Source organism: Deinococcus humi (assembly GCF_014201875.1).
Classification (GTDB): Bacteria; Deinococcota; Deinococci; order Deinococcales; family Deinococcaceae; genus Deinococcus; species Deinococcus humi.
On the sequence record NZ_JACHFL010000017.1, the window covers coordinates 26,539 to 45,846 of the forward strand.

The window sequence follows — 19,308 nt, forward strand, 5'->3', positions numbered from 1 at the left end:
GTTTAACGCCACGGAGGGTTGAAAGTGCCCAGACTCTGGGACCGTACCTGGTGTCTGCAATTCCCGGCCGCACGACTGCGCGGTGCCGGGTCCTGGTGGCATGCGATCTTCCGATAGATCGGATCCGTCCCCTCCGGGATACCGGCGGCGCGGCCTACGCCTCAGCTCCCGCGAGACAGTCCCGACACTGGCCAGGTCCAGTTTGCCCGTCGTGTCACCCTTGATCTTCTGGATGCGTTCCACCCCGGCGCCGGGGTGGCCGTCGCCGAGGACTAGGGCGGACAACTGATCGGCACCGGGATCATCTTCTTCGGGCCCCTACGCCGTCACAATTGGCTGCTCTCATCGCCCTGCCTCTCGGTCCTGGCTGTCCACCCGGCGCGCCGCCGTCGGGGCGTCGCCAGAGCCCTGGGGGCCTATCGCGTCCAGGCGACACAGGAGACGACTAAGCGTCACTCACCGCCGTCACCTCGCTTTGTTCAACTTGTGGCAAGTTGTTGGGGAAGGAAGCCTTTCGGCCCCGCTGCCAGAACCATTCAGAGCTTTAAACGTGCAAACTGCTCCTGGGGGACGCCGAGCCGAGACATGTGTGCTCGCAATTGGTCCTCCAGGCGCCGGACTTCCTCAGGATGACCAGCGTGCAGATCCTGCAGTTGCTCAGAGTCACCGGCCTGATACAGCAGATCCTCGCGGAGCGGGGGGAGATGCTGGATGTCGCTGGACATCGCCGGCATCCGCCAATGCGGCGTCTTCACACCAGGAATGAACGTCCCAGCCACCAAGTCCGGAAACACAGTGGACCGCTCGAACCGGGCCGCGTGGCTTCGGACATCCAGGTGACCGACCTGCAGGGAGTACCAGTGCGCCGCCCCAAGACGCGGATCGTGATCACGCAACAGCGTCCACTCGCCGTTGGTGATACCTACCCGCGCATTGGCGTACCCGTACACGGCTATGTCACGGTGACTCGAACGCTGTCCCAGCAGGACGGGCACAAAACTGCGGGAATGTGGACCTGGACTGGGCAAGCCGAGCAGATCGAGGACTGTGGCATGCAGATCCACTGTCTGCGTGATGGCCTGCTCGCGCCGCGCCGGCTGTCCGGGACACCACACGTGGAGCGGCACGTGCGTGAGGGTATTCCATAGTGGGCTGGCAGGCTTGCCGATGCGTCCATGTTCACCCAGGTAGTGCCCGTGATCGGTCGTAATGATCACGGCCGTGTCTTGCCACAAGTCATGCCTGGTTAATGCGTCGAACACCTGGCCCAACCAGGTATCGACCATGGTGAGCTTCCCAGCGAATTGAGCACGAACCCAATTGAGTTCGCGCTCACTGAGCGCGAGGTCTCCTTCATCGCTGCGGCCATACCGAGGCCAGGGATTAAAGGCCTCCGGCGATTCATCTGTGTAGAGGCTACGGTAGGGTTCGGGGACGTGGAAGGGCTCGTGTACGTCGAAGCTGTCGACGTGTAGAAAAAAGCGGTCCAGGGTGTGGTTCTGGTCGATCCAGCGGGCTGCTGCGCTCATGACCTTGGGCGCGAAGAAATCGGCCTCACGCATGAAGTCGGCCACGTTGCGCAGATAGATGCGGGCGCTCTCGCCGTGCTCAGTCACCATGCGCCTGGCCCAGGTGGGTTCCCGGTGGAGTGGAGCCGTCATGTGGTTGTCGTGTTCGTGTCCGCGGATGAATTCATAACCGCTGAAGTCGTGGTGGTAACTGTGGGCGCCCCATTCAAAGAAGTGATAGTGGTCGGTAATCAGCTGTGTGGTGATGCCCACACGGTTGGCCTGATAGGCAATGGGCTCATCCCATGGTTCCAGCGGTCCCCAACCACGCCACCAGAATTCTTCTACGCCCGCCCAGATTTCTCGGCGGGCGGGCATGCAGGGAAGAGAACCCGTGAAATGTCGGTCGAAAGTAATGGCACGTTCGGCGAAGGCGTCAAGGTTAGGGGTGTGGACCCAGCGGTTGCCGTACGCTGGCAGGTAGTGTCTGTTCAGTGAGTCGAGCTGAATCAGGATCACGTTTCGTGGCATGTTCACCTCCCAGGGTAAGGCCGCACAGGTTGTGGCATAGGGTGGTTTGGGCAGCGTGACGCTGAACGTCGCGCCCTGGTCTGCCGCTCCCCGGTTGGCCGTGGCGGTCCGGGCGGGCACGGCCGCAATCACTTGCGCCACGTGCTCCTCCAGCGCTTCGGGCGTCGGGGCGTGGAGTGCCGCCAGGCCCAGCGCCTGCTGTCAGTGGTCTGGCCGCACTTTGATCGCAATTATGATGGCCCCCACCACGCTCACGGCGACCGGAGGCAGCCAGAAGCCATTGACAATAGTCAGGACGCATTCAGCCCCGATCAGGAGGGGAGAAAAGTCATCCCGGTGTTCTGCCTGCGCTTGCGTCGGGCCCTGTGGGGCAGCACCGAAGTGCTGCGCTGATGGCGCTCTGACACGATCAGGCCACCCTGGAAGCGCTCGTGGGGGTGCGCCTGAGATCCGCAGAGCGCGCTTTCGCTTTGGTGCACGCTCCGCCCTTTATCTTCCTGGCCACGTGCTCGTTCAGACCAGTGTGAGGCCCGCGCTGCCACGCTGAGGGCTTGTTGTCGGAAAGGCTGCATCGATTTTTCCTCGCTGAAGTGAGCATGGGTGAAGACGATCTGGCCCAAGCCCACCTCCGCTTCGTCGAGCGTCTGGCGGCCGATCAGCGGACCAGCGAGCTGCGTGAGGCCGAACTCCGGGTCCTGGGTCTGGCGCTGGAGGCCCGTGACCGTGAGACCAAGGGGCACACGGACCGCGTTGCCGCACTGGCGACCCAGATGGCGCAGACGATGTGCTGGTCTCCGTCCCAGACGCGGGCGCTGCGCTGGGGCGCGTACCTGCACGACATCGGCAAGATCGCCATTCCCGACGCGGTGCTGCTCAAGCCTGGCCCACTGGACGCTGACGAGTGGGCCGTCATGCGCGGCCATGTGGAGGAGGGGATGAAGTTCGCCAGTGTCCTGGGATTTCTGCCGGAGACTGCGTTGGATGTGGTGCGCGATCACCACGAGCGCTGGAACGGGCAGGGCTATCCGGCGGGCAAGGCCGGGCGCGAGATTAGTCTGGCGGGACGCGTCTTCACGCTGTGCGATGTCTACGACGCCCTGACCAGTGCGCGGCCCTACAAGGCCGCGTGGTCCCCCGAAGCGGCGCTGAGGGAGATCGCGGCGCAGGCGGGGAAACACTTTGATCCTGTCCTGGCAGGAGTGCTTGTGGAACTGCTGCATGACGGGGGTGGGCCAGCCCACTGGGCTTCGCTGTCTTGAGGGGGGCCCCCTTCAGGTACGGCTGGGTGAAGGCCATGCCCGGCTGCGCTTCATTCTCGCTGGATAAAGTAAGCGCTACCATCACCCCGATGACGCTGCCTCGCCATTACCTGCTCGTAGACGACAATCCGCACGATCACTTCCTGACGCAGGCAGCGTTCGAGCAGCTCTGCCCGGAATGTGTGGTGACCTGTGTGGGAAGCGGCATGGAAGCGCTGGAATTACTTCAGACCCAGATGTTCCAGCCGGATGTGGTGCTGCTCGATCTCAACATGCCCGGGATGAACGGCTTCGAGGTGCTGCAGGCCATGAAGGCCAACGCACGTTTGGTCCGCATTCCGGTGGTGATTCTGTCCACGTCCGACGCCGAGCGGGATGTGGAACAGGCGTATACCTTGCATGCCAGTTCATACCTCGTCAAATCCGAGAGCTTTAGCGAGTTTTTGGAACAGCTGGAGACAGTGGTGAAATACTGGCAGACCAGCCGCACAGTGGTGGAGAGCAGGTAGGACAGGCCAGGCGGAAAGCGCCTCAAGCATAGCCGGCGCTCATTTAGCACTTTCAAATCTTGCCCGGGCCCACGTGGTTCAAAATCAGTCCCGTGAAGGCGCCGCCACACTATCTTCTGGTGGATGACAACCCCGCAGACCGTGTGCTGGTTCAGGTGGCGTTCGAGCTCATCAGCCCGGCAGCGGTCTTGACGTGTGTCGAAAGCGCCAGCGCTGCGCTGGATCTTCTTCGCAATCACGGCGTCAGGCCAGATGTGATGCTGCTTGACCTCGACATGCCCTATATGGATGGGTTCCAGCTGCTTGGAGAAGTGAAGCAGGACGCACGTCTGGCGCAGATTCAGGTGGTCGTGCTCACGGGGTACGGTCACAAAGAGCATGTGGAGCGGGCGTACGCCCTGCAAGCCAGTTCATACCTGGTCAAATCGCTCGACTTTGACCGCTTTGTAGAGCAATTGGAAAGGCTTGTGCGGGACCGGCAGGTCAACGGTGTCCTGCAGGATGTTGGTTCCCATGGCGAGGCCTGAGCGCGTCTGGACCAGACTGATGGGCAAAACGAATCAGCACGCAGCCCAGCCTATGGCCTCTGCGGCTGTGAACGTACCATTCACAGCCGCAGAGGCGTTCGTTAAGGGGCTTTTCACCGTGGACGTTCTGAGCATGCCTGGGTGAAGTCCACGTCCAGTCATCTTGCCGTCTCGTCCCAGTCCACCCGCAAGTGCGTCGAGTCGGCATTCTCCGTATTGACCAGGGCTGGACTGCGCTGGGGTCCGGCTACGGTTGAAGGTGGCCTTGAATGTCTTGGCGCGTCCCCTGAAATTGATAGATCTCAAGCGCTCATGCCCGGACCCGTCAAGTCCTACTCGAGGTAAGGACGTTTCCGTCGCGTGACCTTGCGCGTATTCGATCGGCCAGGGCACAAAGCCTTCCGAGGTCAACAGCGGTCCCACGGCTTGATTCTCGTGTCGATGACTGGTCGCAATGACCCGCACCTCCGGGTCGAGCCGCAGTCGGCGAACGGCTTCGCGCAATGTCGCTCTCGCGAGTCCTCGGCCTTGAAAGCGACGGTCGATCATCAAGCGCAGCACGAAGCCCACGCCGGCAGTGACCTGCAGCATCACGAAGCCGACCATGGGCGTGACGGGCGCCTCAAAGCCGAGACTGCCGTCGTCGTACACGCCGAAAGGGCGCAGGTCCGGGTTGACGGAGGCCTGCGCGAGAGAAAGGACGTTCGGGGCGACGAAAGCGCGTTGTGCGTCGTCGAGTTCCAGCGCTAGGCACTCGGCCAGGTGATGCGACGTGATCGGGCGATAATGAACGCGAACCAGGCCCGATGGTCCTCAAACGCCTCCTGTTGGCGCGGGACCTGCTCGAAAGAGTCGTTCAACAGCCGTTATGCTCCGAAATGGCTGGCAGGTGATGTGGGAAAGGGGGAAGAGGATGAGTCAAGAGCAGGAACAGCGGACTACCCTGGGAAGGCGGACAATATTCAGACGCTGAGTTCACCCCTCAGGGTCACAGCTCGCCCCGGCACTGCCTCCAGGAGGGTAGACCAAAAACACTCGCCAGAAGGATGGACCAGTGGGCAAGAGGAATGACCTCGTTGAAGGCGTTTCGGGTACAGGCAAGACCTCGGTGGCCGAAGAGTTACAGCGGCGCGGTTATCACGTCCTCCACGGTGACCGGGAGTTAAAAGACCGGGGGAATCCAGAGACGGGAGAGCGGGTCAACGAACCCGCCTATGAGCGCGAAAGTGACAGGGCCGTCTAACAACACGAGCATCTCCTTTGGGATGTCGGCAGAGTGAAGTCGGTCATCGCCGATCACAGCACAGCGATCTCCTTCTTCTGCGGCGGTTCGAGGAATTTTCGAAAGTTCATCCGGCTGTTTGACGGCGTTTTCGTGCTGGAGGTCAACGTCCTGGGCACGTTGTATCGGCAGCTTGACGCGCGTGTCGCGCGGGATCCAACAGAATGGGGCGGAAAACCAGAGGAAAAAGAGCTCGTTGCGCGACTGTATCGAAAAAAGGAAGACGTTCCCAGCAGCAGAGCGGTAAATGCAACACAACCGCTTGTGAAGGTTGTCGATGAAATCCTTCGCCGTATCCGCCCATCGCCTTGACGCTGTGGAGGCACCTGGGAGATGCCCGCGACGAGGAGCTGTCCAGGAGGCGGGCATCTCCCACTTGATGGCCGCACCTCTCCAGGATGGGTTCTGGCAAGTGAACGAGGAGCGGACCGACTTTCCTGGTGGGCAGCCTGAACTTCCGCATGCCCGTTGCACCACCTCATCCCAGACCCGCAGGGTGTCCATCAAGGGGCGGCGTCGGACCGGGCGGGTCCGGTGGTGTGGACGTGCCGGTGAAGGTTCGAGACTCGGGCGTGCGGGGCGAGGAGTTCCTGGGCCCGGCGGCGTTTGAAGCCCCGTGGTTGCCGTTCCTGTCGTCGGGTCAAGCGGTGCGACTGCTCAACGGGATTGTTACGCCGCGCACTCGAGGTGACTTGAACGTCCTTCACGCCGTGGAGCACGGAAAGTTCCCGAATGGCTGCCCCATCGCTGCAGAGCTTGTCGGTATGAATGACCTCCGGAACCTCGGACCCACTGAGCAGCCGAGTGAAGACAGTCCGGGCGGGTTTGTGTATCTCGATGTGCTTGAAGCAGGAGGCCGAGCATGGCTCCGTATTTGTCGACAGCTCTCCACAGCCAGTGCTGAACACCACCCTCGGGTACGGGCAGCCTCCGCCTGGAAGTTCATCCCCAGGGGATCGGTGGCAAGGAGGACCCGGTACGCCTGGTGTTCGAGGCCCAGCAGGGCCCGGCCCTCAACGTTTCACTGGCCGACCCGGGCAGCCGCTTGAACTTCATCGTGAACGAGGTGCAGGCAGTAGACCATCCCGAGCTTCCCAAGCTGCCCGCGGCGCGCGCCGTATGGGCATGCAAGCCAGACTTCAAGACCGCCTGCGCAGGTTGGATCTACGCCGGCGGAGCTGATCGAGGATTTCGCGGCGATTGCCGGTGTGGAACTGGCCGTGATTGACGCTCAGACCCGACTGCGCGCCTTCCGGCATGAGCTGCGCCTGAACGACCTCCATTACGTCCTCGCGCAGCGCCGGCGAGCATCAAGAAGGTAGACGGGGGAGATCGCGTTCATGACATGCCCGAGCTCCGGGCCCACCCGGGGCAGGCCACTGAGCAGTGATCGGTGTGAGCGTCGCTGTCCACAGCCCCGTCAGTCAGCGGGAAGCGCGCTTGCTTTCCCCTCGGTCTCTGATTCCATCACGGACGTGACCTCTCTTTCTTGAAGCCGCTCCGCGCCCACCCTCAGCATCCTGTGGGGGTTCGGAACCGGCGAAGCACGTTACGGTGCAGGCGACACCGAATCCCGCAAATAACCCAGGCGACGCCTCACGAGGCGTCGCCTTTTGGCAAACTCAGGGGCCTTAGTGGCTGAAGGAGGGAGCAGGAGCGTCCTCGTTCGTGCCGACGTCCTGGGGATGTCGGCGCAGCGGAACCACGGGCAGCAGGGTTGTCAGAATCAGGCCAACGAGGATGATCCAAATGCTCGTGCCGATCATGCTCTTGACGGCCTCCGTGAAGCCACGCTTCATCCCGACCGAGACCTGCTGTGCGACGGTCGCCGCCTGCTGGTCAAGACCTGCGCGGATCTGCTTGAGGGCCGCCGTGGTGGCCTGTGCGGCCACCTGGGGTTCACTCGACAGAATGCCCTGTTGGACGCGCTGCGCCGTCACCTGAGCGGCTTGCGGTGTGGCGAGGGCCGCTGCAGGCAGGGCGCGGAGCTGAGCTTTGAGTGGCGCGGGTGTCGCACCGCTCCCCAGGAGGGCCTGACGGCCAGCTTCGCCCCGGCTCAGGGTGGTGGCGACCGTGTTGGCCTGTGCGGTGAGTTGCTGGTGAACCTGTGCGCGGACGCCACCATTCTTGAGGGTGGATTTCAGCGCTTCGGGCAGCTGCGGGTTCTTGAGAAGCGCCTGGGTCGCCTCCGCGTCACCGTTGAAGGCCCGTTCGATCTGAGCGTACTGCTGGGCGAGGGCCGCTTTGATCTGCTGACCGGTGTCGCCGCCGCTGCTGGAACGCATCTCGCCGAGGTTGATGTTCTTCGCGGCGTTTTCCATCCCGGGTACGTTCGGGAGGTACCTGGGCAGTTCCGTGTGCAGGTTGTTGAGCAGCAGCGTTCCGAAGATGGCCGCGCCGATGGTACTCCCGATTTGCCGGAAGAACTGACTGCTGCTGGTGGCCACGCCCAGCTGGTGCATGGGCACGGCATTCTGGATGGCGATGTTGAACAGGCTCATGGCGGGACCAAGACCGAGACCGACGATGAACATGCGCCAGCCCAGGTCGAGTCGCGTGGTGCCGACGCTGATCTGGGTCAGGAAGAACACGCCGGCGATCAGGATGACGGTCCCGCCGAGCAGGAAGGGCTTGTAGTTCCCGCTGCGGGCGACCAGGTTGCCCGCCGTGATGCTGGAGAGCATCAGGCCCGCCATCAGGGGCAGCATCGCGAGGCCGGAGTTGGTGGCGCTGACGCCCTGCACGGTCTGCATGAACAGTGGCAGGAACATGACGATCCCGATGAAGGCCATGTTGATGACGAACGAGGCAAGGTTGGAGATGCTGAAGGTGCGGTTCCGGAAAAGGCCCAGTGGAAGGATGGCGTCCGGGTTGTTGCGCTCGGCCAGGATGAACAGCACCAGGCTGACGGCACTGAAGGCGAACAGGCTGACGATGCGCGCGCTGTCCCAGGGGTAGGTGGTGCCGCCCCAGGTGAGGGCGAGCAGCAGCGGAAGGGTGGTGGCCACGATCAGGACGGCGCCGAGGTAGTCGATCCTGCCCGTTGCCTTGTGGCTGAGGCTGGGCATCTTGGCCAGGATCATAAAGAGCGCGACGGCGCCCAGGGGGAGGTTCACGTAGAAGACCCAGCGCCAGCCTTCGATGAAGTAGCCCAGCAGGCTGACGCTCCCGTGGTCGGTGAGGAAGCCGCCAATGACCGGCCCAAGAACGCTGGACAGGCCGAAGACCGCCCCGAACAGCCCGCCGAATTTCGCGCGTTCTGCAGGCGGGAACATGTCGGCGATGATCGCGAACGCGCTGGTAAAGAGCGCGGCGCCGCCCAGGCCCTGGAGGGCGCGGAACACGATGAGCTGAATCATACCGCCGCCGAAGAGGTTGCCCATAAAGGGCTCGCCGGCCATCCCGCAGAGGACCGAGCCCAACAGGAATAGCCCGATGCCGATCACCAGAATCGGCTTGCGGCCAAAAAGGTCACTCAGTTTGCCGTAGATGGGCACCATGACGGTACTGGCGAGCAGGTACGCCGTGGTGACCCAGGCGTAATATTCCAGCCCCTTGAGCTGCTCAATGATGCGTGGCATGGCGGTGCTGACGATGGTCTGGTCCAGGGCGCTGAGCAGGAACACCACCATCAGGCCAAAGAGGGTGATGGTTTTCTCCTGCTGGGTAAAAACGCGCGGGGTGGTGGCGGTGGTCATGCGGGACTTCCTTCGGGGGTCAGCGCGGTCATGGCCTCGTTGAGGGTGCGCAGCTGATCTGGGGTGAGACGGGTGAGGCGCGAACTGACTTGAGCGTGAACGGTGCTCTCGATGTCATGGATCAGGGCAGTGCCAGCAGGGGTCAGGCTCAGGTGGATGCGCCTGGAGTCTTGCTCGTCAATGTGCCGCTCGATCAGGCCGCGTTTGCTGAGGTCGTCGAGATAGCGGCTGACCAGGGTGGTGGGCATCATCAGTTCCTGGGCGACCAGTTTCGGGTAATGCAGGCCGCTTTGGATGGTCTTGAGCAGCATGAAACTGCGAGGATCGGTGTCGAGCTCCTGTTGCAGCAGCGGTTCGATTTCCTGGGCAAGCGAGCGGTTGAAGCGCCACATGACGGTGAGGAAGCGGCTGACGTCCTCGGTGTCGTGGGTGGGGGGAAGGGCAGTCGTCATGGAGATAACTTAACATAATAGATAACTAAGGTAAAGTAGTATTTTGGGTAATCAAATGCCTATCGTAGGTTATTTTGCCAGGTGTAATGTTCCTTGACCTCAAGGGACTGTGCACCGACGATCGTTCGGCGCACAGTCCCTCTCGCTGCGTTCTGACTGGAGGGCACGCAGGGCATGACTGTGTCGGCCAGCAGCGGTGACGAGAGGATGGTGGAGTCGAATTGCTCGGGCAGGTTCGCGAGGCGGGCCGTCGAGTCCCCGAACCGTCCCAGCCGGCATCACACGGCCCACTGCCGGGCCGCCTGAAGACCTCGGTCACGTGCGGCGTGCAAACCGCGTCTCCGTCACCTGCGACGAGCAGAGAGATCAATTTTTGGGCCGTGCTCGTGGAGCATGGCTGAAGATCGTGCTGAGTGGGTGGGAGGCGTCGGAAGAACCCGCGGGCGGAGCCCATCACGCGCGAGGAAAAACGGTAGCGGCAACGGCTTCCGGTCAGACCCATCTCAGTCGCCGACTGGGCTCAATGACGCCAGGCAAACTACGATGGGGTGTGACGTCCTCCAAGCTCATCCTTGACGGGTCTCAGCCCTTTGACCGGCTGATTCTCGAGGCGGCTCAGGTCTTGCGTCCACGCTGGGTCGGCGATCGTCTCATCGGTGATGTCGCCTGCGTGCTGGTCACTGAAGCTCAGCGACACTTCCACGGCGTCTGCATCGACACAGGGTCCGGAACCGGATTCTGTGCGGAGCATGCAGCCATCGCCGCGATGGTAACGGCAGGCCAGTCCCGCATTCAGTCCATTGTGGCGGTGTGGCGCAAGGAAGAAAGCGGAGAACTCTTTGTTCTCCCTCCCTGCGGGCGGTGTCGAGAGTTCATTCGGCAAATCGATGCCCTGAACATCACGACTCAGGTGATCCTGGGGCGTGATACGGCAAAAGCACTGGGTGAACTCCTCCCGCACTGGGCATGGCCCGAGCCGTTGACGTGACCTGGAAGCGCTTGTGGCAAGTTGCTGGAGGAGGGTGACGTGACGCTGAGTGGTCAGAAGCTTCCGGTGGACCGGTTTCCCCTCGCTGTAATCCAAGGCTCGATCACCGCTTCACCCTCAGCTACCGCAACATCGAAGAACTGCTGCTGGAGCTGGGCGTCTGCGTGACCCGCGGATCCATCCGGACCTGGGACATCAGGTTCGGCCACCTGTTCACCCAGGTCTATGCCACTGGGAGGGGACGCCGGGGTTCCGGGTGGCATCTGGACGTTACGGCACGCGGATGTCGGAGGCGTCACCCACTGGTTGTGGCGAGCGGTCGATGAACACGGCGTCGTGCTGGACGTCTTCCTCCAGGCGCACTGGGATACCGAGGCCGCCAGGTCGTTTTTCCACCGTTTGCTGGGGGAGGGGCGACGTGCCGGTGGTCATTCACCCTGACAAGCTCTGGAGTTATGGGGCAGCCCTACGCGAGCTTCCCGTACTCCACGGGGTGGAGCATGTGCAGGTGGTGTCGCCCGGTCGCTGCAACAACCTGGTTGAGCATCCCATCGTCCCCCTCGGAGCCAGGACCGTTCGCAGCGAGGCTGGAGGTCACGACGACGAGCGCAAGGATTTCCCGGTCTGCACGCCTGGATCACGAATCGGCATCATCCCGCCCGCTCCACTGGTCCCGCTTGCCCTCGGCGTGACCACCAACAGGCGGCTTTCCAGATGTGGCGGAAGTGGTACGGCAGGTGGGGCCGCTGTCTACGTTCATTCTGCCGGGGACACTGGAGGGCTGAGGGGCGAGTTGAGGGCTGAGCCAGCCGACTTGCACTGTGGGTGTGCAGCCGCTGCAGCAGCCTTCATTCAGCTCCACTCCAGACGCCAAGACCTCTCGAGCAGAACCAGGAGTTCCTGCACCGCCGCCTGCCCTTCCACCACGTAAGTCCAGGCACCTACTTCAAGGGCCTGCGCCGCTCTGTCCTCATCAGCCAGCCCACTCAGGACCACCAACGGCCGGTCTCCCACCAGCGCCAGGGCCCGTGTCAGCAGGCCCAGTCCGAAACCGTCCGGAATGTCGAGGTCCAGAAGTAGCGCGTCAAAGGCCTCCGCTTCCCAGCTCAGGGTCGCCTCCACGAAGGTTTCCACATACACCACTTCCCACGCGGCCCCCACGATCTCGAGCCATTCCATGAGCAGCAGGGCATCTGGAAAATGATCCTCCACCAGCAGCACCCGCGTCACTGGCTGTTTCCACCGGGCAGGCGCGCCGCCGTCAGCCAGAACTGCTCGGTCAGCCGCACCAGGTTGAAGAAGACCGGCAAGTCGTGCGGCTTGGTGAGGTACGTGTTCGCTCCGGGCGCGTACGCTCGCTTGACGTCGTGGGCTGCCAGCGATTCAGCACCGGCAGCGACCGGAGGGTTTCATCCGCGCGCATCGCCGTGAGGCCCTCGGAATCAATTAATGCCCCTTGCAGGCCGTTCACGCGCTGCGCTGCGCTGCGGGCAGCGTGAAGTAGAAGGTTGTGCCGACCTCTGGCGTGCTCTCCAGCCATACCTGGCCGCCATGCCGCTCGACGATCTTGCGGACGATCGACAGCCCGATGCCGCTCCCCTCGTACCTCTGCCGGGTGTGCAGGCGCTGGAAGATCGTGAAGATGCGCTCGAAATACTCTGACTCAATCCCAATGCCGTTGTCCTGCACGCTGAACTGCACCATGTTGTCCCCTTGCCGCGCTTCCACCCGCACCACAGGTGTGCGCTCCGGGTGGCTGAACTTCAGGGCGTTGGCAATCAGGTTCTGGAACAGCTGGCGCAGCTGTGACGCGTCCCCTCGCACGACCGGCATCTCTCCGACCTCGAGCTGCGCTCCGGTCCGCTCGATCTGCGCGTCCAGGTCCTGCACCACCTGCGCGAGGGTGCCCCTCATGTCCACAGGCTGGTGGGCCCCCGCTTCGCTGGCCACCCGCGAGAACGCGAGCAGATCCTGGAGGAGTTGCGCCATGCGCTCGGTCCCCTCGCTTATGAACTGAATGTAGTTCTGCCCCTTCTCGTCGATCTGCCCGGCGTACCGGAGCGCCAGGAGTTGCGAGAAGCTGGTCACCGTCCGCAGGGGTTCTTGCAGATCGTGGCTGGCGACGTACGCGAACTGTTCCAGCTCGGCATTGGAACGGCGAAGGTCCTCGTTGGCCTGTTTGAGGGTCTCCACGGCCTGCTGACGTTCGGTGATGTCCCGGAAGACCAGCACCGAGCCTTCGATCTCGCCCGCCTCGTTCACGATGGGAGTGCTGGTGTACTCCACTGGGAAAGGGGAGCCGTCCTTGCGCCAGAACACCTCGTCATTCGCCCGGTGCATCTGCCCGCCTGTGAACCCCGCGTAGATCCCGCAGGCCTCCATGGGAAAGGGGGAACCGTCCGGATACGAGTGGTGAATCAGGGGATGCTGAGGGCGTCCCAGGAAGTCTGCCTTCGTGTACCCCAACATCTTCAATGCAGCTGGATTCGCCAGCGTGCTGCGGCCCTGCTTGTCGATGGTCGTCAGGCCTTCCCCAATGCTGCTGAGCACCAGTTCGTTGAAGCGTGACATCCGGGTCAGTTCCGCCATGCCCCGTGCACGCTCGAGGGCCAGGCCCAGGCTGCGCACCACGGTGACCATCACGGCCTTGTCGGTGCCCGTCCAGGTCCGGGCGTCGAACAGGACGAAGCAGATGATGCCCACGATCGCACCGTTCACGAAGACCGGTAGGGAAGCCACGGTGCTTACGTGCTGCACGAGGGCCGCGTCGGTGTCGCCGCCCCGCAGGTACTCGTCCTGGTAGAAGGGTTGCCTGGTCGTCCAGGGCACGACCAGGCTGCGTGGCCCGTCGTACGGAAAACCCGCGTCCACCACCGCCTGCAACGCCCCCGCTTCAGCGGGCGTGCGGCCCAGTTCGCCCGTCTGCACCGTGTTGCGCCACAACCCACTGCGGCGTTCGTAGTACAGCGCGTAGCCCGGGGTCAGCAGCGACATCACCAGTTCCTGCGCGCGCCCCACCAGGGTCGGTTCGTCCACTTCCACGCTCAGGTCGCGGGTGAGGTCCGCGAAGCCCTCCAGCGCCCGGGCGCGGGCGTCGAGTTCCGCGTTCTGTTCCTTGAGGCGCCGGGTGATCTCAGTGCGCTCCAGCGTGAGCTCCAGGCCGCGCACCACCGCCTGCACCAGAGCCTTCTCGCGCTCCTGCCACGCCCGGGCCTGACGGGTTCCCACCGTGAACAGGACGCGCAGCTCCCCGCCGATGAACAGGGGCAGGAACCCGGCGGCGCCGTAGGCCGTGGCGCTGGACAGGCTCTCGGCCTTGGCGTTCCAGCCGTCCACGAAGTGCGGGGCCTGCAAGCGGGCTGCCTCAGCATAGTTCGGCGCGTCCCTGGGGACTCCGGCCGTGATCTGGGCGATGATCTCCGGGGAAAGATCGTCAGACCACGCCCGCGCGGTCCACAGGTCGCCGTCCAGCTCGTAGTACGCAACGCTCACGTGTGGCAGGCTGGCGCGCACCACCTGCACGGCCTGGCACGCGAGGGTCAGCGCGTCGCTCTCGCTGCCCACTGCCGTCTTGTACGCGACGAAGGCGTCGAGCGCGGCGCGTTGCTCCTCAAGCTGCTGGGTCCGTTCCTGCACCCGACGTTGTAAGTCGGTGGTGAGCTGTGCGCGGCCCAGGGCAAGGGCGCACTGCCCAGCCAGGGTACGCAGGAAACGGATCTCGGCTGCGGTGAAGTGGTGCGGCGCCTTGAAGTCCAGTACGACTGTACCCAGGGCCGCCTCATCCAGGAACATGGGCAAGACGGCATTGGCGACAGGGGCAATCGCGCCCGTTCGCTCTTCGAGTTCAGGGTAGGCGCCCGTCAGGTCCCCCTGATGCTCGAAAAAGAGTGGCTCGTGCCGCTTGAGTGCGTCCCCAGCGGGCACGTTCCCGTCGAGGGGGCCATCCTGCCAGATGGTCTGCGCGTCCTTTTCGTGACCTTGGGTGGCGGCGATCTCCAGACGGTCTCCTGCCCTGTTCACGAGGAGTACCGCGCCCGCAACGGCGTTCAGGGCTTGCAGGGCGGGTTCAAGTACGACCCTGAACACATCGGCCGGCGTCGTCGCGGCGGCGAGAGCCTCGGTGACGTCCTGCAGGTATTCCGCCAGGGCGGAGGGCGACGCTGTGGCCGCCGCGGGCTGTTCGGGCATTCGGGCAGGATAGCGTTTGGCGTGAATCAAAAAGAGGATTGGGGAGCTCCCCGTGGACTGCTCCCCTTTCGTCACGAGTGGAGACGACGTGCTGCTTTAAAAGAGTTGAAGCCAACCCCTTCGTTTTCGCAATGAAGTTGGGCAATCTCTTCCCAGTTTGAACGCTAAGGCACGAACCTGGGATACCCAGTTTCCCATCAGAGCGCAGCACCCGGCTCGGTGGCGGCTTCCCCTTTATGGGACGCGCCCGGACCAGGCAGATCGCAGTTCACCCACCCAATCCCCAAGTGTCACCTGAGCCCGAGCAACACTTTCACCGGACTGATTCTGGCTTACAGCGGCGGCGCCGTCGCTTTCAACACCTGGACGAATGGACGCTCGAGTCACGCGGATTCCACGTTCCAGAAGAGGTTCTTCAATATCCGGGTAGCTCATCGTAAACCGGTGATCCAGCTTTTGCGGCGTACCCCATGACCGCGAGGGGGGACCGATAGCCGGGAAGTTTCTGACCGCTCAGCCCCGCGTCACCCTACCCCGACCACTTGCCACAACTGACCAGGCTCAGTCTGCCGACGAGGTCAGGGCGGATCAACCAGTGGTCATTGGGCTTGAATTCCCCAATAGCTTACGCGTGGACCTCTTCTGCGGCCTGGAGGAAAGCGTGTATCTCAGGCGCGAGGCGCTCCTGCACGGCGTGCTCGAAAGGATGTGTGACGCCCGGTAGCACGAGCAAGCGCCCCCGGGCCAGTGCTCGGTAAGCAGCGACTGTTTCCTCTAGGCTGACCATGCGGTCTTGATCGCCGAGCGAGAGTTGCACCGGAACCTTCAAGGCTCGCAGGACGGAATCGGTCACTGCCGGATTCTCTCCCAGCTCTGTCAGGAGGTCGGCGACGCGCCGAGTGAGCAGCTGCCAGTCTTGCGGTGTGTGCGCCTGTTGGAGAGTAGCGGCGAAGGCAGGGGCTTTCTCCAGGATGCGGTCGGGGTTCAGGCCGCGGACCTCGCGGGCGGCCACCTCGGGGGTCCAGGCGAGTTTGGTGGCGTGCGCGAACACCCCGGCCACCCGTTCGGGATGCGCCCGGGCGAGCAGCAGCCCCACGTAGCCGCCCAGGCTGTAGCCGAACACGTGGGCCCGCGCGACGTTCCGTCGGTCGAGTTCGGTGACCACGGCTGCCGCAATCTCCCAGGACCGCAGCACATCCGGGATAATCTGCCCACCGTGACCGGGAAGGTCGAGGAGCAGCACGTCGGCGAAGGGGGCCAGGGCGGAAGCCAGCGGAGTCAGCGAGGCGCTGGCTTGCAACGCGCCGGGAAGCAGCACGAGGGTCGGTCTGTCGGGCACATCCCATTGTACCCTCGTCGAGCGGATCTCTTCGGGTGGTTGTGTTGCCTGAACTGGGCTCTCAGCAGGCAGAAAGCAGGTGTGGTCTCAAGTTCAGACCATCCCTGCCGCGACGGTTGACCACGTCTGGAACCGGCGTTGCTGATTGCTTCTTCGCCCTGCGGCGTCAACACTGCTGCGGGAGTGATGGTGGAGGTTGATCACTCGAGCGTGCAACTTCAGGAACGCTCAAGCGCATTTCCGTCGCCTGAACCCCTGCCGACTTCGCTCTCGTTGCCGTGTCGCTCGGTGGTCTTGTTCAAGAACGTGGTGACACCTGGCTGTAGAGAGCACCTGTTGATGGGCGACATGGACCAAGCTCGGTCTCACTCGAGTCGCGGCTCCGTCGCGACAGAGCCCGCCGGTATGGATGACCTCTGGAACATCGTCTTCTCCCAGGACCAGCGTCAGCAAGGTCTTCGCCGCGTCAGTGTCCGGGTGCCGCTGGAGGATATCGAGCACGAACCCGTGCTCGTCCACGGCCCGCCACAGCCAGTTGTTGGCTCCGCCAACCTTGACGCACCCCTCGTCGGGAGGCCACTGGGAACCCCGCCTCTGTGCCCGGTGACGCAGGCCTTCGACGAAAAGGGCGCTGAACTTGATGCACCACTCGCGGAGGGTCTCGTGGCAGGTCTTCGATGACGAGGGTGCCGCCGTGGTCGGTGGTTTCGTTGCAGCAGACGTTGGCCCGGTCCATCTCATGGATATTGGTGCCGATGCTGGATTTGAGCCGGGTTCGGCGCGTAGACATAAAATTGAGGACGACTGGAACGTCGAGCAGCTGTTTGACAAACCGGATCATGCGATCAAACTCAATCTCGGGCGGGGTATCCAGCACCTGGTAGCGGTGGAGCTGCTCCTGCCCCTTTGTTTCGTCCTGGGGCCCCTGATGGCCCATACGCCAGTGTGGGACATGAACCGATTGACAGGGCAATCACTCAAAGATGAATAGCGCACAACATGAGTCCTCTGACAGAGACACGAACCATCGGCTACCAGACTGGAGTCAATTGGCGCTGAGGAGGGTTCATGCAGACCTTCACTGAATACGGCAGCACGCCAGAAAGCAGTGTGCTGTTTCAGTGAAAGCACGCTCGGAGTGGGACAAGTCAACAGAAACAGCGAACAGACTCAGCAAAGGGGGCGGGATCTGCTCCATGCGCCGCCAGAGCCAGTGGGAGAGGAAAGGCAGATGAAAGACCGGCTGGACCGCTTCAGGTGCGCGCTGCACATCACTGCCGTCACCTCTCTTCAGGCACGGGTGTCGAACTCAGGAACACATCGACGACCTGGGGATCGAACTGGAGAGCTGACTGCCGTGCGATCTCCTCGCGGGCCTGCGCAGGCGTCCAAGCAGCCTTGTAAGGCCGCTCACTTACCAGCGCGTCGTACACATCCACCACCGTAAAGATGCGGGCCAGCAGCGGAATCCGGTCCCAGGCCAGACCATCAGGATAGCCCTGGCCGTCCCAGCGCTCGTGGTGATGCCGGATCACGGCCAGCGCGGCTGGGGGAAGGAAGCCCAGGGCGGCGGCAAAGCGTTCACCTTCAGCAGAATGACTGCGAATCAGCGCCCATGCCTGGTCATCCAGCGCGCCTGGTTTGAGCAGCACCGTATCTGGAAGACCGATCTTGCCCACGTCGTGCAGCAAGGCCCCCAGTTCAAGCGCCGTCAGGTCCTCGGCGCTCAGGCCCAACGCCCGTCCCAGGCTGAGGGCGTGGCGCACCACCCGGTCTGTGTGGCCGCCAGTGTCCCCGTCCCGCGTTTCGAGCGCCAACCCAAGGGCGCGTACCGCTGCGCGCTGCGCGGCCAGAGCCTGGAGTTCGGCCTGCTTGTGCTCATCGATGTCGCTGCAACTGCCCACCCAGGCCACGTCGTCGGCAAGAGGCGCAGCCAGCTTACGGCCACGCACGACGAACCAGCGGTAGCCCCCAGCCTGATCGCGCAGGCGGTACTCGATGTCGTAAGGCTGCCCGGTGCGGATGGCCTCGGTCCAGACTGCCAGGGTGGGGGCAACGTCTTCAGGATGCAGGCCCTCCTCAAAGCCAAACCCCGTGGTTTCTCCGATGACGCCGGTGTACTCGATCCAGCGCCGATTGACATGCGTCCAGCGTCCCGCAACGTCAGCCGTCCAGAGCATGATCGGCATTTCTTCCACCAGGCGCCGATATTCGGGCGCAGGTCCAAGCGCCGTGGGCGTCAGGTGAGCCATGGACGGAGTCTAGGCCTGCATCTATCTCAGTCGCATGCCAGAGTCTTTACACATTGGGGTGACTTTTTGAGTTGGTTCTTGGCTTTTGGCTGCTGACACTGGCGGCGGGGGGCGCGCGGATTGACTGAACAGCTGGGGATTGACTCAGGTTCGAGGGCCTCGCCCTGATTCGTCAGAGAATGCAAAAATAAGGTTGTGTTGCCTTCGCTGGGTGGGGGGAGGGTGACCCGCCGGGACCGACGCAACGCCTGACCGCTACCGGTTCAAAGGTGACCATCATCAGGCACGCCGTCTGGCTTGACCACCGCTTTCCACTGAGTGACTGAGACGTGCAGGCATTGCTGCGCCAGCGCGGCACCCTGGTCAGCCACGAGAGCCTCCGCGAGTGGTGCATCAAGTTCAGCGCCCTTTTCGTCGAAGGTCTGCGTCACCGGGCACAGAGGCGGGGGTCCCGGTGGCCTCTCGACGAGGGGTGCATCAAGGTTGGCGGAGCCAAAAACCGGCTGTGGCGGGCCGTGGACGGGGAGGGTGCCGTGCTCGATATCCGGCTCCAGTCACACCGAGACACAGTAGCTGCCCGCAGCTGCTTCGCCCTGCACGCCCACGTCTCGAACCTCCACAGCACACTCGTTCCACCGTGCCTGCTTCAGTCCGACGAAGCAACCAGACCGCAGCACTTTTTCTGGAGTAAGAGGCGATGCAGCAGGCGGCTTGAGAAGCAAGCCGCCTGCTGCGTTCCCTGGCCCCGCTGAGGTTGAGTTGCCAGAGCCGTGTA

At 63.3% G+C, this 19,308-nt stretch carries 17 protein-coding genes and 4 pseudogenes; 11 read left to right on the forward strand and 10 right to left on the reverse strand.

Annotated features, from left to right (window positions below; genetic code table 11):
* Positions 1–536: 536 nt before the first annotated feature.
* On the reverse strand, positions 537–2,180 hold the full coding sequence (locus HNQ08_RS21505) for a sulfatase (protein ID WP_229790174.1): 1,644 nt from the start codon (positions 2,178–2,180) through the stop codon (positions 537–539).
* 455 nt (positions 2,181–2,635) lie between these two features.
* On the opposite strand from HNQ08_RS21505, the gene HNQ08_RS21510 reads away from it, so the two are divergent.
* The 4 genes and pseudogenes from HNQ08_RS21510 to HNQ08_RS28320 form a co-directional block, all read left to right on the forward strand.
* Complete coding sequence (locus HNQ08_RS21510; RefSeq protein ID WP_184136855.1) at positions 2,636–3,298, forward strand: HD-GYP domain-containing protein; 663 nt, start codon at positions 2,636–2,638, stop codon at positions 3,296–3,298.
* A gap of 89 nt (positions 3,299–3,387) precedes the next feature.
* A complete protein-coding gene (locus tag HNQ08_RS21515; RefSeq protein WP_184136735.1) occupies positions 3,388–3,807 on the forward strand; it encodes a response regulator in 420 nt (139 codons plus the stop codon).
* A 119-nt stretch (positions 3,808–3,926) separates the two neighbouring features.
* Positions 3,927–4,334: a response regulator gene (locus HNQ08_RS21520; protein ID WP_229790173.1), complete on the forward strand. Its 408-nt coding sequence runs from the start codon at positions 3,927–3,929 to the stop codon at positions 4,332–4,334.
* A 180-nt stretch (positions 4,335–4,514) separates the two neighbouring features.
* Positions 4,515–4,698: pseudogene (locus HNQ08_RS28320) on the forward strand (hypothetical protein); the annotation flags it as partial.
* Positions 4,699–4,769: 71 nt separating this feature from the next.
* Here HNQ08_RS28320 and HNQ08_RS28325 read toward each other — a convergent pair.
* Positions 4,770–5,135 (reverse strand): annotated as a pseudogene (locus HNQ08_RS28325) (GNAT family N-acetyltransferase); the annotation flags it as partial.
* A 253-nt stretch (positions 5,136–5,388) separates the two neighbouring features.
* Between HNQ08_RS28325 and HNQ08_RS27180 the strand changes: the two are divergent.
* Together HNQ08_RS27180 and HNQ08_RS27185 are read left to right on the forward strand one after the other, a co-directional pair.
* On the forward strand, positions 5,389–5,577 hold the full coding sequence (locus tag HNQ08_RS27180) for an AAA family ATPase (protein WP_221284356.1): 189 nt from the start codon (positions 5,389–5,391) through the stop codon (positions 5,575–5,577).
* A 33-nt stretch (positions 5,578–5,610) separates the two neighbouring features.
* Entirely contained in the window at positions 5,611–5,928 is a 318-nt protein-coding gene (locus tag HNQ08_RS27185) for a hypothetical protein (protein WP_221284357.1), read from the forward strand.
* Positions 5,929–6,119: 191 nt separating this feature from the next.
* On the opposite strand, the pseudogene HNQ08_RS21535 reads toward HNQ08_RS27185, so the two are convergent.
* Positions 6,120–6,537 (reverse strand): annotated as a pseudogene (locus HNQ08_RS21535) (DDE-type integrase/transposase/recombinase); the annotation flags it as partial.
* Positions 6,538–6,601: 64 nt separating this feature from the next.
* Here HNQ08_RS21535 and HNQ08_RS27585 point away from each other — a divergent pair.
* A complete protein-coding gene (locus tag HNQ08_RS27585) occupies positions 6,602–6,844 on the forward strand; it encodes a hypothetical protein (protein ID WP_229790171.1) in 243 nt (80 codons plus the stop codon).
* A gap of 403 nt (positions 6,845–7,247) precedes the next feature.
* Here HNQ08_RS27585 and HNQ08_RS21545 read toward each other — a convergent pair whose 3' ends face one another.
* Together HNQ08_RS21545 and HNQ08_RS21550 are read right to left on the reverse strand one after the other, a co-directional pair.
* A complete protein-coding gene (locus HNQ08_RS21545) occupies positions 7,248–9,314 on the reverse strand; it encodes an MDR family MFS transporter (RefSeq protein WP_184136741.1) in 2,067 nt (688 codons plus the stop codon).
* A complete protein-coding gene (locus tag HNQ08_RS21550; RefSeq protein WP_184136743.1) occupies positions 9,311–9,766 on the reverse strand; it encodes a MarR family winged helix-turn-helix transcriptional regulator in 456 nt (151 codons plus the stop codon). Before HNQ08_RS21550 ends, HNQ08_RS21545 begins: the two co-directional genes overlap by 4 nt.
* A gap of 550 nt (positions 9,767–10,316) precedes the next feature.
* On the opposite strand from HNQ08_RS21550, the gene HNQ08_RS21555 reads away from it, so the two are divergent.
* Positions 10,317–10,754, forward strand: a complete 438-nt coding sequence (locus tag HNQ08_RS21555; protein WP_221284358.1) for a hypothetical protein — start codon at positions 10,317–10,319, stop codon at positions 10,752–10,754.
* A gap of 225 nt (positions 10,755–10,979) precedes the next feature.
* Entirely contained in the window at positions 10,980–11,195 is a 216-nt protein-coding gene (locus HNQ08_RS28330; RefSeq protein WP_425321367.1) for a DDE-type integrase/transposase/recombinase, read from the forward strand.
* Positions 11,196–11,606: 411 nt separating this feature from the next.
* Here HNQ08_RS28330 and HNQ08_RS21565 read toward each other — a convergent pair whose 3' ends face one another.
* From HNQ08_RS21565 to HNQ08_RS28335, 4 genes are all read right to left on the reverse strand, one after another.
* A complete protein-coding gene (locus HNQ08_RS21565; protein ID WP_184136748.1) occupies positions 11,607–11,984 on the reverse strand; it encodes a response regulator in 378 nt (125 codons plus the stop codon).
* A gap of 237 nt (positions 11,985–12,221) precedes the next feature.
* The gene (locus HNQ08_RS21570; protein WP_184136750.1) at positions 12,222–14,942 is read right to left on the reverse strand and encodes an ATP-binding protein; all 2,721 of its coding nucleotides are present in this window, start codon (positions 14,940–14,942) and stop codon (positions 12,222–12,224) included.
* A gap of 625 nt (positions 14,943–15,567) precedes the next feature.
* A complete protein-coding gene (locus HNQ08_RS21575; protein ID WP_184136753.1) occupies positions 15,568–16,281 on the reverse strand; it encodes an alpha/beta fold hydrolase in 714 nt (237 codons plus the stop codon).
* A 228-nt stretch (positions 16,282–16,509) separates the two neighbouring features.
* A complete protein-coding gene (locus tag HNQ08_RS28335; protein ID WP_184136755.1) occupies positions 16,510–17,022 on the reverse strand; it encodes a DDE-type integrase/transposase/recombinase in 513 nt (170 codons plus the stop codon).
* On the opposite strand from HNQ08_RS28335, the gene HNQ08_RS21585 reads away from it, so the two are divergent.
* Complete coding sequence (locus HNQ08_RS21585) at positions 16,976–17,272, forward strand: hypothetical protein (RefSeq protein ID WP_184136867.1); 297 nt, start codon at positions 16,976–16,978, stop codon at positions 17,270–17,272. The two genes, HNQ08_RS28335 and HNQ08_RS21585, sit on opposite strands and share 47 nt — an antisense overlap.
* A 289-nt stretch (positions 17,273–17,561) precedes the next feature.
* Here HNQ08_RS21585 and HNQ08_RS21590 read toward each other — a convergent pair whose 3' ends face one another.
* On the reverse strand, positions 17,562–18,533 hold the full coding sequence (locus tag HNQ08_RS21590; RefSeq protein ID WP_184136756.1) for an HD domain-containing phosphohydrolase: 972 nt from the start codon (positions 18,531–18,533) through the stop codon (positions 17,562–17,564).
* A gap of 235 nt (positions 18,534–18,768) precedes the next feature.
* On the opposite strand from HNQ08_RS21590, the pseudogene HNQ08_RS27590 reads away from it, so the two are divergent.
* Positions 18,769–19,123: pseudogene (locus HNQ08_RS27590) on the forward strand (DDE-type integrase/transposase/recombinase); the annotation flags it as partial.
* Between the last annotated feature and the right edge of the window lie 185 nt (positions 19,124–19,308).

Bases quoted from the DNA above. Each gene is read 5' to 3' on its own strand.
- HNQ08_RS21515 (WP_184136735.1), top strand. From the start codon at position 3,388: ATGACGCTGCCTCGCCATTACCTGCTCGTAGACGACAATCCGCACGAT.
- HNQ08_RS28335 (WP_184136755.1), bottom strand. From the start codon at position 17,022: ATGAGATGGACCGGGCCAACGTCTGCTGCAACGAAACCACCGACCACG.
- HNQ08_RS21545 (WP_184136741.1), bottom strand. From the start codon at position 9,314: ATGACCACCGCCACCACCCCGCGCGTTTTTACCCAGCAGGAGAAAACC.
- HNQ08_RS21590 (WP_184136756.1), bottom strand. From the start codon at position 18,533: ATGGCTCACCTGACGCCCACGGCGCTTGGACCTGCGCCCGAATATCGG.
- HNQ08_RS21550 (WP_184136743.1), bottom strand. From the start codon at position 9,766: ATGACGACTGCCCTTCCCCCCACCCACGACACCGAGGACGTCAGCCGC.
- HNQ08_RS28330 (WP_425321367.1), top strand. From the start codon at position 10,980: ATGCCACTGGGAGGGGACGCCGGGGTTCCGGGTGGCATCTGGACGTTA.
- HNQ08_RS21570 (WP_184136750.1), bottom strand. From the start codon at position 14,942: ATGCCCGAACAGCCCGCGGCGGCCACAGCGTCGCCCTCCGCCCTGGCG.
- HNQ08_RS21510 (WP_184136855.1), top strand. From the start codon at position 2,636: ATGGGTGAAGACGATCTGGCCCAAGCCCACCTCCGCTTCGTCGAGCGT.